Here is a 15,891-nt window from a genome sequence, read left to right on the forward strand (position 1 = left end):
AGATGAAGGACGAACAGAGTAATGGCTCCTAAGAAGTCTGAAGAGATTCCAGCGGATTTCGTTGAAAATATCGTCGATATAGACGTCACCAATGAAATGGAATCATCCTTCTTGGAGTACGCCTACTCTGTCATCTACTCCCGTGCGCTTCCCGACGCCCGAGACGGCCTGAAGCCGGTTCAGCGGCGCATCCTGTTCCAAATGGCCCAGATGGGCTTGCGCCCCGAGAAGGGCCACGTCAAGTCGGCCCGCGTGGTCGGCGAGGTCATGGGCAAGCTGCATCCGCATGGCGACACCGCAATCTACGACGCCATGGTCCGTTTGGCCCAGGATTTCTCGCTGCGGCTTCCGCTGATCGACGGCCATGGCAACTTCGGTTCGCTCGATGACGGACCAGCAGCCCCGCGCTACACGGAGGCCCGCCTGGCAGCTTCTGCAGTCGCGATGACCGCAAATCTGGATGAAGACGTCGTCAACTTCGTGCCGAACTACGACAACCAGTTCATGCAGCCAGAAGTGCTGCCCTCTGCGTTCCCGAACCTACTGGTCAATGGCACCACCGGCATTGCCGTGGGCATGGCCACCAATATGGCTCCGCACAATCTGGGCGAAGTTGTCGCCGCTGCGCAGCACCTGCTCAAGGAACCTGAAGCCACCGTCGAAGAGCTCATGAAGTTCATTCCGGGCCCGGATCTGCCGTCAGGTGGCAGCATCATCGGCTTGGACGGCATCAAGGATGCCTACCGCACCGGTCGCGGATTGTTCCGCACCCGGGCCACGGTGATCATGGAGAAGATTTCAGCACGCAAGTCGGGCCTCGTGGTCACCGAACTGCCATATGGCGTGGGTCCTGAAAAGGTCATCGAGAAAATCAAGGATGGTGTCAACAGCAAGAAGATCTCCGGCATTTCCGATGTCGTGGACCTGACCGACCGGCATCACGGCCTGAAGCTGGTCATCGAGCTGAAGAACGGTTTCAACCCGAACGCCGTGCTTGCCAGCCTGTACAAGTACACCCCGATGGAAGATTCCTTCGGCATCAACAACGTTGCCCTGGTCGATGGCCAGCCGCGCACCATGGGGCTGCGTGAGCTGCTGACCGTGTATGTGGACCATCGGATAGATGTAGTACGCCGCCGCACCGTGCACCGCCTGGCCAAGCGCGAGAACCGCCTGCACCTGGTTGAGGGCCTGCTCATTGCCATCGTTGATATTGACGATGTCATTGCCATCATCCGTTCTTCCGAGCAGACCGCTGAAGCACGCGAACGCCTGATGACGGTCTTCGACCTGAGCGAACCGCAGGCCAGCCACATCCTGGAACTGAGGCTGCGCCAGCTGACCAAGTTCTCCAAGCTGGAGCTTGAAACCGAGGCCGAGCAGCTGCGCAACGAAATCGAGGAATTGCGCGCCATCCTGGAGTCCGACGAGCTGCTGCGCACCGTGGTTTCCAACGAACTCGGTGAAATGGCCGAGACCTTCGGCACACCGCGCCGGACCAAGCTGCTGAAGTCTGCCCAGCTGGCACCGCTGAAGGGCACCGCGCTGCCCGAAGAAGTCGGAACCGGCAAGAAGGCCAAGCTGGCGATGGAAGTATCCGATACCCCATGCTGGGTTCTGCTCTCTGCCACCGGGCAGATCGCCCGGACCCCCGATCGGCAGGCCGTGGATTACGCCGCGGCGCGCATCAAGCATGATGTGCTCACCTCGCAGGTCGCCTCCAGCGCCCGCGGAGAAATCGGCGCCCTGACATCTGCCGGCCGCATTATCCGCATCTCGCTGATCGATGTTCCGGTGCTCCCCGAGTCCCACGGCTTCCCGCAGCTGGCCCATGGCGTGCCGATCTCCGAATTCCTTAAGCTGGGCAAGGGCGAAAGCGCGGTGGCGCTGGTTCCGCTGAACCGGGTCCTTGCCATTGGCACGCAGAACGGCGTGGTCAAGCGCGTGAGCCCTGACTACCCGCTGAACCGTGACGAGTTCGAGGCGATTACGCTCAAGGACAAGGACGTGGTGATTGCCGCGGCACCGGCCGAAGACGCCGACGAGCTGGTGTTCATGACCAAGAACGCGCAGTTGCTGCGTTTCAGCGCTTCGGCCGTGCGCGCCCAGGGCCGCACCGGCCAAGGCATGGCGGGCATCAAGCTCGCTGCCGACGACCAGGTGATTTTCTTCGGAGTGGTCCCTGCCGGTGCCAGCGACGCCGTGGTAGCCACCATCGCTGCCGGTTCGCAAACCCTTCCTGGGACGTCGGGCCAGTCGGTGAAGCTCACCGATTTCTCCGAGTTCCCGGCCAAGGGCCGCGCCACCGCGGGCGTGCGGGCGCACCGTTTCGTCAAGGGCGAGGACCACCTGCAGCTGGCTTATGCCGGCCAGGGCCCGGCACGCGCCAGTTCCACGGCGGGTGTGGTGCGTGCATTGCCTACCGAATACGGCAAACGCGATGGTTCGGGAGCCCCGTTGGCCCAATCAGTGAACATCATTGGCGGAGCCATCAGCGGAGGAGACGAAGCTCCGGCGGCACCCGCTGCCCAGGAACCCATCCCAGCCGCAGCACAGGAAGCGTTGATTCCCGAACCGGCCAAGGCCAAGCCAGCTCCCGCCATCACGCCGGGAGAAGATGCGCTGCCTTTTGATGACGGCGGCGTAATCCTCTGAACCGAAATGCGCTAAGCCGTCAGCGCCAGAATTGAACGCGGCGCCGTATCCCCCTTGCATTCCACTGCGGGCACGGCGCCGCCGGTCTATACGCAGACGGCCGGCTTCCGGCTGCCGAGTTCAATGCGGTGGGTGCACTGCTCGGCGAGCTGCTGGTCATGGGTGATCATGACGACGGTTCGCCCGGCAAGGGCCTGACGCAAAGTCGAAAGCAGCCCTCGGGCCTCATCGACGCCGAGGTGGGCCGTGGGTTCATCGAGCAGGATGACCTGGTGGCCGCCTGCCAAGGCACGGGCTACGGCAAGCTTGCAGCGCTGTCCGCCAGAAAGCTGGTGCCCGCCGGATCCGATGCGTGTTTCGAGGCCTTCGGGCTGGGCCGCCAGCCAGTCCGCGAGCCCGACCTGCGCCAAGGACTCTTCCAGCTGGGCATCGCTGCGCTGATGGTCGTCATCGACTCCCAGCATCAGGTTCCGGCGAATCGACGAGTCGAACAGGTGCGCTTCTTGCGGGCACCACGCCACCGACGACAATTCTGCCCGCTGCAGATCCAGCAGGTTGCCCTGGGCATCGATTCCCTTCAGCCATCCCGAGTGCGCGGGCAACGCACCGAGCAATGCGGTAAGCAATGTGGATTTGCCTGAGCCCGAAGGGCCGGTAATGGCCGTCCACTGACCCGCGGGAATGCGGGCGCTCAGATTCTCCACTACCAATGGGCCATCGTCGTAACCGAGGCTGAGTGCTTGCGCTTCGTAGCCGGCAATCTTGCTCGGTCCCGCTGGGCGATTGTCCTGCGTTGCTGGTGCCGGGCCGCTGTGCATGCCGCGTTCGGCCAGCTTCGATGACAGTTCTCTCAGTGCCCGCCCCTGCTGCACCGCGAGCAAGGCATTTCCAGCGCTCTCCCCCAACGCCAGGCTCAAGAGCACGGCGAGCGCTGTATGGGATGCGCTGCTGTGCGACAACGCGGTGATGGCGATGGCAAGCAGCACGCTGGTCAGCGTGGCCAAGGCAGTGGCGCTACCTTGTCCTAACGCATGCCGGCGAGATTGTTGCGTATTGCGGGTTTCGTCCTCTTGGAATCGGCCCAGGATTCGTTCCAGCGCCTGGTTGCTGCGCAGCGCGGTCTTGTGCCGCAAGATTCCCAGCACGCTCTGGTTCATCTGCATCCGGTGGCGCAGCTGGAGCACGAAGTGCTCGCCTTCGATGCGCTGGACAAGCCAACGAACCGGGAAGACCAGCACCCCGAACGCACCAAAGGCAAGATAGCCGAACTCCGGCTGGATAATGCCCAGGGCCGCAGCAGCCGCCATCCACAGTGCGATGGCCTGCAGTGGCGGGAACAGCACGCGGGCCAACAGGTCGCGCAGTTCATCCACCTCAGCCAGCAGGAATCGCAGGATGACCGAGGAACGGCTGAGCAGGCCCCATCGTGCCGGGTTGGCCACCATGGCGTTCCACATCTTCTCGCGCAGATCAGCAGCGTAGGCCAGGACCGCGTCGTGGATTGCCAGTTGTTCCAGGTAGCGGAAGACCGCTCGCCCGATGCCGAGGGTGCGGACCATGACGAAAGCTACGGTCAGGTGGAGAATGGCTGGCTGATAGCTGGATTCAACGATCAGCCATCCGCTCAGCGCCGCGAGCGCCACGGCGCACAGCACGCTGGCGGTCCCCCAAAGCACCGCTTTCGGGGCGGCCTTGTAGCCCATGAGCAAATCGCGCGTCGGATTGAACCGGGAGTTCCCCGGCCCTGGGGCAGTTGCCTCCGGCTGGGTCTGCGCGGCATCTGGCTGCTGGTGGCCCATGGTCTGCCCGTGCGCCGCGGCATCGGCAGCTTCGGCGGCTTGTCCCGGATTCTGGCTCTGGCCAAAGGCTGGGTCGTGGCTGGCGAGCAGCATGGCGCAGCGGGCAGGCAATTCGCCCAGCAGTTCGCGCACTGCCCGGGCGTTGGCCTCGTCAAGGTGCGCGGTGGGCTCGTCGGCCAGCAGCACGGTGCAGTCATCGTCGCTATGGATCCGCAGCAGTGCACGCAGGACTTCCAGTCGGCGCAGCTCTCCGGGCGAGTATTCTCCAATTGGGCGGTCGAGCATGGTGTGCAGCGACAGCCGGGTGCTGAGCTCTTCGCGCAATTCTGCAGGTGCTGCCGGGGCATCCTGGTCAAGTTGTTCGCTGCCTGTCATTGCGTTGAATGCAGGATGCTGGCTGATCATGGCCAGCTGGCCGGCAACGAAGATCCGTCCGCTAGCGAGAGCCGGGTCGAAGGTGTTGTCGCTGCTGTGCGCCTCGGCGATCAGCTTGAGCAGCGTGCTCTTGCCCGTGCCGCTTGCCGTGGACAGCACGAGCCGTTCGCCGGCACGCAATTGGATATCCACGGCGTGGTGGATTGGATGCTCGCCATCGTAGCTGAACTGCAGATCCGAGACTTCCAGGAGGTTCTGCGGATTATTTGCGGTGCCAGCCCGCAGCTGATGGGCCGGGATGGGTGCGGTGAGGGCCGTGTACTTCTGGTAGGCGGCCAGCCCGTCATCGGCCGCATGATAGGCGGAGCCCACTTCGCGCAGTGCGGAGAACAGCTCTGGTGCCAGGATCAGGATGATCAGCCCGGAGGCGAGATCCATATTTCCGCCGACCAGCCTCACGCCGATCATTACCGCGAGGACCGCCACCGAGAGGGTCGAGATCAGTTCCAGCCAGAAGCTGGACATGAAGACGGTCTTCAGGTTGGCCATGGTGGCCGCCCGGTACTTGTTGCTCACTGCCGCGATGGCGTTGCCATGGGCGCGAGCCCGGCCAAGTCCCAGCAGCGCCGGCAGGCCCTGGGCCAGTTCGTAGAGCTGATGGGCAAGCCGGTCGAGGGTGGCTTGGGATTCATTGAGGGTGTCCTGGGTGTGCAGGCCGATCAGCGCCATGAACACCGGGACCAGCGGGATGGTCAGGACCAGCACCACCGCGCTGATCCAGTCCAGCTGGAGGATGAAGATGCCAAGCAGCAGCGGTACGGCCACCGCGCCAATGAACGCAGGGATGAATTTGGTGAAGTAGTCATCTAGCTTCTCCAGGCCATGGCTGGCCAGGGTCGCGGTGACCGGTATGGACTGCTGTTCCGCTGCGGGGGCGATAGCCGGCTGCGCCGCTTGCCTGCGGACCAGGTTCAACCGCAAGCGTTCCTTTGCACCCAGGCCCATGCGCCGGGCTCCTGCATTCAAGCCCCACGCGCTGAGTGCTCGAAGCGCGGCCCCGGCTAATGCCAGGACCAGCAACTGCGGTTCATTGGCGCCCCCCGCGGCCATGGTGGCGATCCATTGGCCCAGGGCGTAGGCGACGAGGACCAGCCCCGCGACCTTGAGCGCTGAGTACAGCGCCAAGACCAGGAATTGTCGTGGCGTGATCAGTTCACGCGGCAGGAATCGCGGGGTTGGCATTGCTACTCTTTCCGTCGAAAACGCAGTTACTTGATGATCGAGACGACACGATGGGTGTCGGGAATATGCTCTTCGCGCAAGCGCTTGCGGAATACCCAGTAGCTCCACGCCTGGTAGGCCAGGACCATCGGCACGCCAAAGGCAGCGACGATGCTCATGAGCTTCAAGGTGTAGGCCGTGCTTGACGCGTTGGCCACGGTGAGATCGAAGGCCGGGTCAATGGTCGACGGCAGCACCACCGGGTAAGCGGCGGTGAAGATCGCGGCAACTCCGGCCAACAGGGTGACTCCCAGCGCGATGAAGGAAACTCCTTCGCGTCCAGCGCGTCCGCTGATCATCGATGCAGCCAGGGCGATGACCGCCAGGCCCATCACTGCCCATGCGATGCCGGAGTCGTTATCCAGCAGCACCAGCAGTGCCCACGCAACCAGGGGCAGGATTGCTACCGGCAGCCAGCGGCCTACGAGCTTGCCTGCTTCGTGGCGGACCGCACCGTCGGTTTTCAACCGCAGGAAAGCCAATGCATGGATCCAGCAGAACGCCACCACCGCTACGCCACCGAGAATGGCATGCCAATTCAGCCAGGCGAAGGCTCCGCCGATCCGGTCCCCGTTCTCATTCAAGGGCAACCCCAAGGTGGTCAACGCCAGCATGGCTCCGACGCCGAAGGCAGCGACCAACGATCCGAGGCCCAAGGCCAGATCCCATGCTTTCCGGGTTGCGGCGGTGATCGCCTTGCCCCGGTATTCGATGGCCACAGCACGGAAGATCAATGCCACCAGGACAATGGTCAACGGAATGTAGAGTGCCGAGAACAGCGAGGCGTACCAGTGCGGGAAGGCGGCGAAGGTCGCGCCACCGGCGGTCAGCAGCCACACTTCGTTGCCGTCCCAGACCGGGCCAATGGTATTCAGCAAGAGGCGCTTGCGTTTCTCAGTGGAACGTCCAAGCCCGATGAGCATGCCGACCCCGAGGTCGAAGCCTTCAAGGAAGAGATAGCCGCACCAGAGCAGCGCTATCACAACGAACCAAAGTGTTGGAAGCCAATCCATTGAAATTCTCCTTCGTCCGTTCCGCTAGTAGGCGAATGCCAGTACGTCGTCATCATCGTTGTCAGGCCCCTTAGGGCCTCCGGATGACGAATGATCTGCCGCTTCGAGCTCCGGCATTGCCGATGCCACGCCGCCTCGGATGTAGCGAGTGAGCAGGACCAGTTCCACAACCAGCAGCACGCCATAGATTGCAGTGAGCGAGATCAGCGAGAACAGCATTTCTCCTGCAGTGACGGTCGGAGAGACCGAGGCCGCGGTATACATGAACACCTGGTCCACCCCGCCCATCTGCGGGTTAGGCGCAACGGTGAACGGCTGCCTGCCCATTTCGGTGAAAATCCAGCCAGTGGCGTTGGCGCCGAAGGGTGCGGCGATGCCCAATACCGCCAGTCTCGAAAGCCATTTGCTTTCCGGGACGGTGCCCTTGCGGGTGATCCACAGCGCGACACCGGCTGCCAGTGCCGAGAGTCCGCCCAGAGTGATCATCAAGCGGAAGCCCCAGTAGGTCACTTCCATCACGGGCAGGTAGTTGATTTCCTGGCCCGCGTACTGGCCGAAGGACTCATCGCTTGGATAGTACTTGCCGTATTTTTCCTGGTATTCCGGAATCAGGGTATTCACGCCCTTGATTTCGGTGGTGAAATCTCCGTTGGCCAGGTACGAGAGAATGCCCGGAATTTCGAAGACAGCTACGACGTTGTCGCAGTTGGTTGCGCCTTGGGCGGTGATATCGCCCAACGACAGCACGGAGAAGCCGGTACCATCATGGCAAGCTGCCTCTGCCGCTGCCATTTTCATCGGCTGCTGTTCGAACATCAGCTTTGCTTGCTCGTGCCCGCTCAGAGCAACACCGAGAAAGGCGACCATGGCTACCGAAGCACCGATGCGCAGTGACTTAATCCAGACCTGGTAGTCGGTCTTGTCGCGGTTCTTGCCGCGGTTTGGGTCTTCACCCACGACTACATATCCGTTGGCATCCACGGTGTCGATGCCTTCCTTGCGGCGGCGGTAGAGGTGGAACCAGGAGATGCCCAGCAAGAAGCCGCCGGCAACGGCGAAGGCGCCGAAGATGGTGTGCGGGAAGGTCACGAGCGCAGTGTTGTTGGTGAACACCGCCCATGCGTCGGTCATCACGGCACGGCCGTCAACTAATTTCGTTCCGACCGGGTGCTGCATCCACGAGTTCGCAACGAGGATGAAGTAGGCCGAAAGGATCGTCGCCAAGGAAGCGCACCAGATCGTTGCCAGGTGGACACGCTTGGGTAGCTTCTTCCAGCCGAAGATCCAGAGCCCCAGGAAGGTGGATTCCACGAAGAAAGCCAGCAGGGCTTCCATGGCCAACGGCGCACCGAAAACGTCGCCAACATAGCGGCTGTATTCGCTCCAGGCCATGCCGAATTGGAACTCTTGGACGATGCCCGTGGCAACGCCCATGATGAAGTTGATGAGGAAAAGCTTTCCCCAGAATTTTGTCATTCGCAGCCAGTGTTCGTTGCCGGTGCGATGCCACATGGTTTGCAATGTGGCCACGGTCAAGCCCAGTCCAATGGTCAGGGGCACCATCAAGAAGTGGTAGACCGTCGTAATGCCGAATTGCCAGCGGGCAATCTCTAGAGCATCCATGGATTCCTCAACTATCGTGGGATGGAATGTAAACCGCTTTTCTACGTTTCGTAGAAAAGACCTCCAAGGACAGAATAGATGATTTCGACAGCTTGTAGAAATCGACGGGATTAGCAGGTTTCGCCGGCTGCAAATTTCAACACCGCGGGCGCGAGCGCAAATACTAAGCCTATTGACAGGGTTGTGTCTACGGCTCTTAAAAAACCCAAGTCAACAAGTTTCACCCGGGACATTCGCATAACGCGCAGCGAAACTGCTAAAGCCTGTACTCACCCATCTCTTTTACGCTCCGTAGAAATATTTTGGAAAGATGGCTACAATTAAGAGCCCAAGCAGTCTGCATGCTCTCGCTGAGTGCAAGCAACCGCGTTAGAACTAATGCAAGTGAGGTACGACCTAGTGGCCAGCCTTGGCGATCTGGAACGCTCCGTCATGGATCTTCTGTGGGATTCCGCAGAACCACTCACCGCGAATGACCTTCGTGATGATTTGGCGGCGCTTGGCACCGACGCGAAAGAACTCGCAGTAACGACGGTGCTGACCGTGCTAGCACGTCTCGAGAAGAAGGGTCTGGTGGAGCGCGAGCGCACTACCCGCCCTCACCGATACGCAGCTTCATCCTCCCGTGAGGATCACACCGTTGGACTGCTCAACGACGCACTGGGCACCGCCCAGGACCGTGAAGCAGTCTTGGCACGATTCATTGGAGGCATCTCCCCCGACGAAGCAGCTTCCCTGCGTGCTATCTTGGACTCAGTAAAGTCCGCATAATTTAGATGAACTTCGGGGACTGAGTGCTTCTCACCTCATATTTCCTAGCGGCGTTGGCTATCGCATTGGCGTGGCCGACGCCGTTGGCTTTATCCAAGGCGAATTGGACCGCGCGCTCACCAGTGCAAGCGGTACTCCTGTGGCAAGCCATTGCTTTAGGCGGTGGCCTTTCCATGATCGGCTCAATGCTTGTCTGGGGCTTGGACCCACTGGGCGATGATCTGATCTCCGCGCTGCATGGTGGATGGCTCCTACTGACAGGAGACACGAGTGTGCCCTACCCCGGCATCGTGCACCTCTTCGCCTTGAGCACAGCTCTGCTCTTCGGTTTCCACCTGGTATTGACCCTCATGCGCGCTGCTTGGCGCACCTCCCGCCAACGAGCCAAGCACCGACAGCTACTTCGCCTGTTGAGCAACCCCTCGCAGACGAGCGCGAACACCTTGGTGATCGATCATGATATGCCCGTGGCATACTGCGTGCCCGGCATCTCGCAGTCGGTGACCGTGCTGTCACGGGGATTGCTCACCCAGCTTTCGGCTCAAGAGCAGCAGGCGGTCATCGCCCATGAACGCTCCCATTTGGATCAACGGCATGATTTGCTAATCCTGGCCTTCACGGCCTGGCACGAAGCGTTGCCCTGGCTGCCGACCTCACGGCTTGGACTCGATGCAGTGCGCCAACTGATCGAAATGCTGGCCGACGACAAAGCGCTGGAAAAGGCCAATCGGCAGACGCTGCTCAAAGCCATCGTCACTGTGGCCACCGCAGCGACCATGGATGACCGCTCGTCAACGCCTCATGCCTCTAGCGCCGGTCTGGTTGGCATGCCCGATGGCGAAGTATCATCCCGCAGGCTCAAGCGCTTGCTCTCCCCGCAAGATCCGCTGAGCCGCCCGCAACGGGCACTGGTGCTGCTGAGCACCATCATGCTGATGGTCTGCCCGACAGTTCTGCTCATAGCGCCACGGCTGCTGGACTGGTAGCACCCGCTCGATCCCATGCAACGACGTCCTTGAACCCCAGTGGAGCTCAAGGACGTCGTTGCATCTGCGGTTCTAAACGTCGATGCGTTCCCGTTCAAGATCGTCGGCGCCGTCGATGATGAACTTCTTGCGCGGTGCCACATCCGAGCCCATCAGCAGGTCGAAGACTTCTTCGGCTGCCTGCGCATGCTCGATGCCAACACGGCGCAGCATGCGATGGCGTGGATCCATGGTGGTTTCAGCCAGCTGGTCTGCATCCATCTCGCCCAGGCCCTTATAGCGCTGGATCGGCTCCTTGTAGCGTCGGCCTTCCTTCTCCAAGCTGGCCAGCAGCTTGGTCATTTCCGTCTCAGAGTAGGTGTAGATGACTTCGTTCTGCTTGGCGCCCGGATTAATTACCTCGATGCGGTGCAACGGCGGGACCGCCGCATAGACGCGACCGTGCTCAATCATCGGACGCATATAGCGATAGAACAGCGTCAGCAGCAGGGTGCGAATGTGCGCACCGTCAACGTCAGCATCGGTCATCAGGATAATCTTGCCGTATCGCGCTTGCTCGATGTCGAAGCTGCGGCCCGAACCAGCACCTATCACCTGGATCATCGCTGCGCACTCAGCATTGGAGAGCATGTCCGAGATCGACGCCTTTTGCACATTGAGGATCTTGCCACGAATCGGCAACAACGCCTGGTACTCGCTGGAGCGTGCAAGTCGGGCAGTGCCCAATGCGCTGTCGCCCTCGACGATGAACAGTTCGGATTTGCCGACTTCCTTGCTCCGGCAATCAAGCAGTTTGGTTGGCAGCGACGAGGATTCCAAAGCCGTCTTGCGACGCTGGGTTTCCTTATGCATGCGTGCCGACACACGAGACTTCATCTCGTTGACGACCTTCTCCATCAGCGTGGAGGCTTCAGCCTTTTCGTTGCGTTTGCTGGAGCCCAGACGATCATTGAGCGCCTTTTCCAGCACCTTGGAAACAATCTGGCGCACTTGTGGGGTGCCCAAAATTTCCTTGGTCTGGCCCTCGAACTGGGGCTCGGCCAATCGGACGGTCAGCACGGCAGTCAGGCCGGCCAGAACGTCGTCCTTTTCCAGCTTGTCCTTCTGGCCGAACTTGAGCTTGCGCGCGTTGGCCTCGATATTCTTGCGGAAGGACTTGAGCAGGGCCTGCTCGAAGCCTGCGGTATGCGTACCGCCCTTGGGTGTCGCAATAATATTGACGAAGCTGCGCAGCGTGGTTTCGTAGCCGATCCCCCAGCGGACCGCCACGTCCACTTCGCAGACACGCTGCACATCTTCAATATGGCTGCGGCCGTTGCTGTCGATGACCGGAACCTTTTCATGGAAGGAACCGCTGCCGTGGAAGCGCCAGATGTCGGTAACCGGTGAATCGCTGCTCAGGTAGTCAACGAATTCGCTAATGCCGCCGTCGTGCTGGAACACTTCCTCATGAGGTCCGTCTGCGCCCGGAGTGTCCGGCAGTCCGCGTTCATCACGCAGGGTGATGCGCAGCCCCGGGACCAGGAAGGAGGTTTGGCGGGCGCGATCCTGCAATTCCTTATAGGAGAATTTCGCATCCGGGGTGAAGATATGGCTGTCGGCCCAGTATCGAATGCGCGTTCCGGTTACGCCGCGTTTGGCTTTGCCGATAATTCCCGGAGGCGTTGCGGTCTCATGGGCCTTGAACGCCGCATCGGCTTTCTTGCGTCCCTTATCGGTAAATTTGCCTGGTTCGCCACGACGGAACTGCAAGCCGTAGGTTTTGCCGCCGCGGTCAACTTCCACGTCCAAGCGGGCCGACAGAGCATTTACTACTGAGGCACCCACGCCGTGCAGGCCGCCGGATGCGCTGTAGGAGCCACCGCCGAACTTGCCACCGGCGTGCAGTTTGGTGAAGACGACTTCCAAACCGCTCAGCCCAGTCTTGGGTTCAACATCCACGGGGATGCCACGGCCATCGTCTTGGACTTCGACCGAGCCGTCAGAGTGCAAGATGACATCAATGGCCTGCCCAAACCCGCCTAACGCCTCGTCAACAGAGTTATCGATGATCTCCCAGAGGCAATGCATCAAGCCACGGGAGTCGGTGGAGCCGATGTACATGCCTGGTCGCTTACGAACTGCTTCCAGGCCTTCCAATACGGAAAGGTGCCGGGCACTGTAATTGTCGGATGAAGCCACTGAGCTGTTGTCTCCTACTTGCATGAGAAAGTACGTCTTGCTTCATATTCTAATCGTTAATGTGTTCGAATACCCGCTATTTTCCGGTGCTGGCGGGCACGCCGGGCAGGTATGAGCTTATCCACATGCGCTACGCGGTGAGCGAAAGAACAGCCAATTCGGGATAAAGTCGGGATCCAAGCTGGTTGTATAGAGTAACCATCAACTTTAGGAGGCTGGCAATGACTACTACGACCGCTAGTCGTGAACTTAACGCCCTCGACCGGTGCGACCGTTGCGGCGCACAGGCCTACGTGCGAGCCGTGCTGGCTTCGACCGGCGGTGAGCTGCTTTTCTGCGCTCACCATAGCCGCGATGTAGAACAAAAACTGCGTCCGCAGACTTCCCTCTGGCAGGACGAGTCCTCGCGGCTCTACGAAAAGCCCAAGGTAGACGCCAACGACTAATCTCGTGGCCAACTGCTGATCAAAGAAGGCGACCCGCTTTGGGTCGCCTTCTTCTTGCATTAATGGCAATAAAGAATGTGGCCAGCAGTTCATTGCATGAACTGCTGGCCACATCCTCAGTTTCTTAGTCCAGGTAGTCGCGCAGCACCTGGGAACGCGATGGGTGACGCAGCTTCGACATCGTCTTGGATTCGATCTGGCGAATGCGCTCGCGGGTCACCCCGTAGACCTTGCCGATTTCGTCCAGCGTCTTAGGCTGGCCATCGGTCAGGCCGAAACGCATTGCCACGACGCCTGCTTCGCGCTCCGAAAGCGTGTCGAGCACCGAATGCAGCTGTTCCTGCAACAGGGTGAAGGACACTGCATCGGCTGGCACAACGGCTTCCGAGTCTTCGATCAGGTCACCGAATTCGGAGTCGCCGTCTTCGCCCAGTGGGGTATGCAGGGAAATCGGCTCACGACCGTATTTCTGGACCTCGACGACCTTCTCAGGAGTCATGTCCAATTCCTTGGCCAACTCTTCTGGGGTCGGTTCGCGACCGAGATCCTGAAGCATCTGGCGCTGGACACGCGCCAGCTTGTTGATGACTTCAACCATGTGCACAGGAATACGAATGGTACGCGCCTGGTCCGCCATGGCACGGGTGATTGCCTGGCGAATCCACCAAGTGGCATAGGTCGAGAACTTGAAACCCTTGGTGTAGTCGAACTTCTCCACCGCACGGATCAGGCCCAAGTTGCCTTCCTGGATCAGGTCCAGGAAGAGCATGCCGCGGCCGGTGTAGCGCTTGGCCAGGGAAACTACCAGGCGAAGGTTTGCTTCCAGCAGGTGGTTCTTGGCAATCTTGCCATCGTGGATGATCTGCTCGTAGTCCCAGCGCAGACGCTGATCCATGGAGCCATCGTCCTTCTCCAGCTTGTCAGCTGCGAACAGGCCAGCTTCAATGCGCAGAGCCAAGTCGACTTCTTGCTCGGCGTTCAGCAGGGCAACCTTGCCAATCTGCTTCAGGTAGTCCTTGACCGGGTCAGCGGTCGCGCCGGCCACCATGACCTGCTGCTGCGGAGCGTCGTCATCACCGGTTGAAAGTGTGAAGCCCTTTGATTCATCGTCGGACTTCGCATCCTTCGAATCGGTGCCTGGCTCAGCATCGTCATCGGCGTCAGCCAACGCTCCGGTTGATTCGTCTTGCGCTGCGGTTTCGGCAGCGACCTTTTTAGTCCGAGGCTTGGCCTTGGTAGCGCGCTTCTTCGCTGCAGGGGTGGCTGATTCGGCCTCAGCCGCGTCGACCTCGGCCTCAGTTGCTATGCGATTAGCGTTCGTCTCAGAAGATGACACGAATAACCTTTCTAACGATGCGTTCCGGATGCACCTGCCGGTAACACCACTATGACCCTGTCAAGTCCGATAGTGCTCAGTCGCTGACTAAACACCTAGGGCTGGCACATTGGTATCAACGCATCAAGCCCGCCTAATGTTCCCGAAATCCACAGATTTCAAGACCTAGGCAATTCGAACCTAACCGGGTCTGTTGTCCCATTATCCATGAATTAGCATCAGGACACCACTTGAGACACTCCGGCCTCCGTTGCTCAGCTGAAATTGGCACGCCAAGCCCGCAATTTATCGGTCGCCCACTCGGGCATGATTCCATGGGACATCAGCTTCTGCAGCAACCGCGCCAACTCGTAGTTCGGGTTTTCTTCTACAGCCCTGCCCAGCAGGCACAAGGCCATAGTCCCCCGGCCTCGTGCCCACTCGATCCAGGCAAGAATGCACAGCAGGGCCTGCCGGTTGTTGCCTTCGGCCACACCGAGCAGGTCTCTGGCTACCGACCACAGCCGGTCAATCCGCTGCCAGTCTGGCGAATGCCAACCACGGCCCAGCAAATAGTTGGTCAAGGGCGAGGCAGCCGCTTCCCGATCTCCGCGCATCACGCCAAACAGCACATCCAATGCCGCGTCCAGACCTTGGCCAGCCAAATACGGAAGCAGGTCTCGGACGATTTTCACTTCCAGGGAACCAAGCAGCAGTGCGGTGTGCTCATGCTCTTCGTGGATCCAAGTTCGGGCTTCAGTTTCGGCGAGGTCCATCGTCTGCAGCCATGCTTCAAGGCAGTTGATCACGTTGTGCTGCTGGCTGGAAACAATCTTCAGGATCTCGGCGGCCTGCGGCCACTCAGGGATTCCACTGCCGTCCCATGGAACATCCAACGGTGCTGATCCAGCAAAGACCAGCGACAGATGCGTCTCGTTGGTTTCCAGCGGGCGCACCGGGGTCGGCTCTGCGTAGTCGTCGGTCGCGTAGTTCCAGACGAATCGGCCCTGCCGGCACCAGCTGTGGCGCAACAGGACTTTTTTGCCAGCCAGCCCCTGTTCGAGCTGCGCAACCATGTGCGAGTACGGAATACGGCCCTCGGCCAGCGAATCTTCCGGCGCGTAGACCACCAGAACCACCCCTTGGATATGGGGCATGCGATCCAGGAGGCGAAGCACCTGCGCGGTCCACGACTCCCGCTCGGACGAAGTGTCCTCTTCCGGCAAATCGACACGCAGGGTCGCTTCCAGGTGGTCCTCGTCGATCAGCATGAGCACAGCAGAATTTTGCGGATAGAAGCCGAGGGCATGAGGCACATAGGCCAGGATGTCCTCGCAGCTGGACAGCGAGAGGGGATGGCGTTCTGGTGTAGTTGTCATGGCTCCACGGTGCATCGCGGCGCTTGGCACAGGACGTCAACGCGTGCGAGCTGTGGAGAACCTTCTG

Annotated in this window: 10 protein-coding genes; 4 read left to right on the plus strand and 6 right to left on the minus strand. The window is 60.4% G+C overall.

Going from position 1 to position 15,891, the window contains the following annotated elements; translation table 11 throughout:
• Window positions 1–21 precede the first annotated feature (21 nt).
• Window positions 22–2,655: a DNA gyrase/topoisomerase IV subunit A gene (locus ANI01nite_RS12450; protein ID WP_141358349.1), complete on the plus strand. Its 2,634-nt coding sequence runs from the start codon at window positions 22–24 to the stop codon at window positions 2,653–2,655.
• 86 nt (window positions 2,656–2,741) lie between these two features.
• On the opposite strand, the gene cydC is transcribed toward ANI01nite_RS12450, so the two are convergent.
• From cydC to ANI01nite_RS12465, 3 genes are read right to left on the minus strand one after another with little or no spacing between them, the layout of a single operon-like run.
• Window positions 2,742–6,071 (minus strand): thiol reductant ABC exporter subunit CydC, encoded by a 3,330-nt coding sequence (gene cydC / locus ANI01nite_RS12455; protein ID WP_141358351.1) that lies wholly within the window; start codon window positions 6,069–6,071, stop codon window positions 2,742–2,744.
• 26 nt (window positions 6,072–6,097) lie between these two features.
• Window positions 6,098–7,123: a cytochrome d ubiquinol oxidase subunit II gene (gene cydB, locus ANI01nite_RS12460; protein WP_038991874.1), complete on the minus strand. Its 1,026-nt coding sequence runs from the start codon at window positions 7,121–7,123 to the stop codon at window positions 6,098–6,100.
• A 24-nt stretch (window positions 7,124–7,147) separates the two neighbouring features.
• Window positions 7,148–8,746, minus strand: a complete 1,599-nt coding sequence (locus ANI01nite_RS12465; protein WP_141358353.1) for a cytochrome ubiquinol oxidase subunit I — start codon at window positions 8,744–8,746, stop codon at window positions 7,148–7,150.
• Between the two features lie 399 nt (window positions 8,747–9,145).
• Between ANI01nite_RS12465 and ANI01nite_RS12470 the strand changes: the two genes are divergently transcribed.
• Together ANI01nite_RS12470 and ANI01nite_RS12475 are read left to right on the plus strand one after the other, a co-directional pair.
• Window positions 9,146–9,517: a BlaI/MecI/CopY family transcriptional regulator gene (locus ANI01nite_RS12470; RefSeq protein ID WP_066144398.1), complete on the plus strand. Its 372-nt coding sequence runs from the start codon at window positions 9,146–9,148 to the stop codon at window positions 9,515–9,517.
• 23 nt (window positions 9,518–9,540) lie between these two features.
• Window positions 9,541–10,503, plus strand: a complete 963-nt coding sequence (locus tag ANI01nite_RS12475; RefSeq protein ID WP_141358355.1) for a M56 family metallopeptidase — start codon at window positions 9,541–9,543, stop codon at window positions 10,501–10,503.
• A 72-nt stretch (window positions 10,504–10,575) separates the two neighbouring features.
• Here the strand turns inward: ANI01nite_RS12475 and ANI01nite_RS12480 are convergent, their stop codons facing one another.
• Window positions 10,576–12,684, minus strand: a complete 2,109-nt coding sequence (locus ANI01nite_RS12480; protein WP_066144392.1) for a DNA gyrase/topoisomerase IV subunit B — start codon at window positions 12,682–12,684, stop codon at window positions 10,576–10,578.
• A 221-nt stretch (window positions 12,685–12,905) separates the two neighbouring features.
• On the opposite strand from ANI01nite_RS12480, the gene ANI01nite_RS12485 reads away from it, so the two are divergent.
• Window positions 12,906–13,130 carry a DUF7455 domain-containing protein gene (locus ANI01nite_RS12485; protein ID WP_038991880.1) on the plus strand — a complete coding sequence of 75 codons (225 nt, stop codon included), beginning with the start codon at window positions 12,906–12,908 and terminating at the stop codon, window positions 13,128–13,130.
• Window positions 13,131–13,254: 124 nt separating this feature from the next.
• Here the strand turns inward: ANI01nite_RS12485 and ANI01nite_RS12490 are convergent, their stop codons facing one another.
• Both ANI01nite_RS12490 and ANI01nite_RS12495 read right to left on the minus strand, forming a co-directional pair.
• Window positions 13,255–14,466: an RNA polymerase sigma factor gene (locus ANI01nite_RS12490; protein ID WP_121867011.1), complete on the minus strand. Its 1,212-nt coding sequence runs from the start codon at window positions 14,464–14,466 to the stop codon at window positions 13,255–13,257.
• 254 nt (window positions 14,467–14,720) lie between these two features.
• A complete protein-coding gene (locus tag ANI01nite_RS12495) occupies window positions 14,721–15,824 on the minus strand; it encodes a DUF4192 family protein (protein WP_170214644.1) in 1,104 nt (367 codons plus the stop codon).
• Window positions 15,825–15,891 lie beyond the last annotated feature (67 nt).

Source organism: Glutamicibacter nicotianae, assembly GCF_006539525.1.
Lineage (GTDB): Bacteria > Actinomycetota > Actinomycetes > Actinomycetales > Micrococcaceae > Glutamicibacter > Glutamicibacter nicotianae.

Excerpts from the sequence above, each read along its gene's own strand:
- ANI01nite_RS12495 (WP_170214644.1), bottom strand. The coding sequence starts at position 15,824 with ATGACAACTACACCAGAACGCCATCCCCTCTCGCTGTCCAGCTGCGAG.
- cydC (WP_141358351.1), bottom strand. The coding sequence starts at position 6,071 with ATGCCAACCCCGCGATTCCTGCCGCGTGAACTGATCACGCCACGACAA.
- cydB (WP_038991874.1), bottom strand. The coding sequence starts at position 7,123 with ATGGATTGGCTTCCAACACTTTGGTTCGTTGTGATAGCGCTGCTCTGG.
- ANI01nite_RS12465 (WP_141358353.1), bottom strand. The coding sequence starts at position 8,746 with ATGGATGCTCTAGAGATTGCCCGCTGGCAATTCGGCATTACGACGGTC.
- ANI01nite_RS12485 (WP_038991880.1), top strand. The coding sequence starts at position 12,906 with ATGACTACTACGACCGCTAGTCGTGAACTTAACGCCCTCGACCGGTGC.
- ANI01nite_RS12450 (WP_141358349.1), top strand. The coding sequence starts at position 22 with ATGGCTCCTAAGAAGTCTGAAGAGATTCCAGCGGATTTCGTTGAAAAT.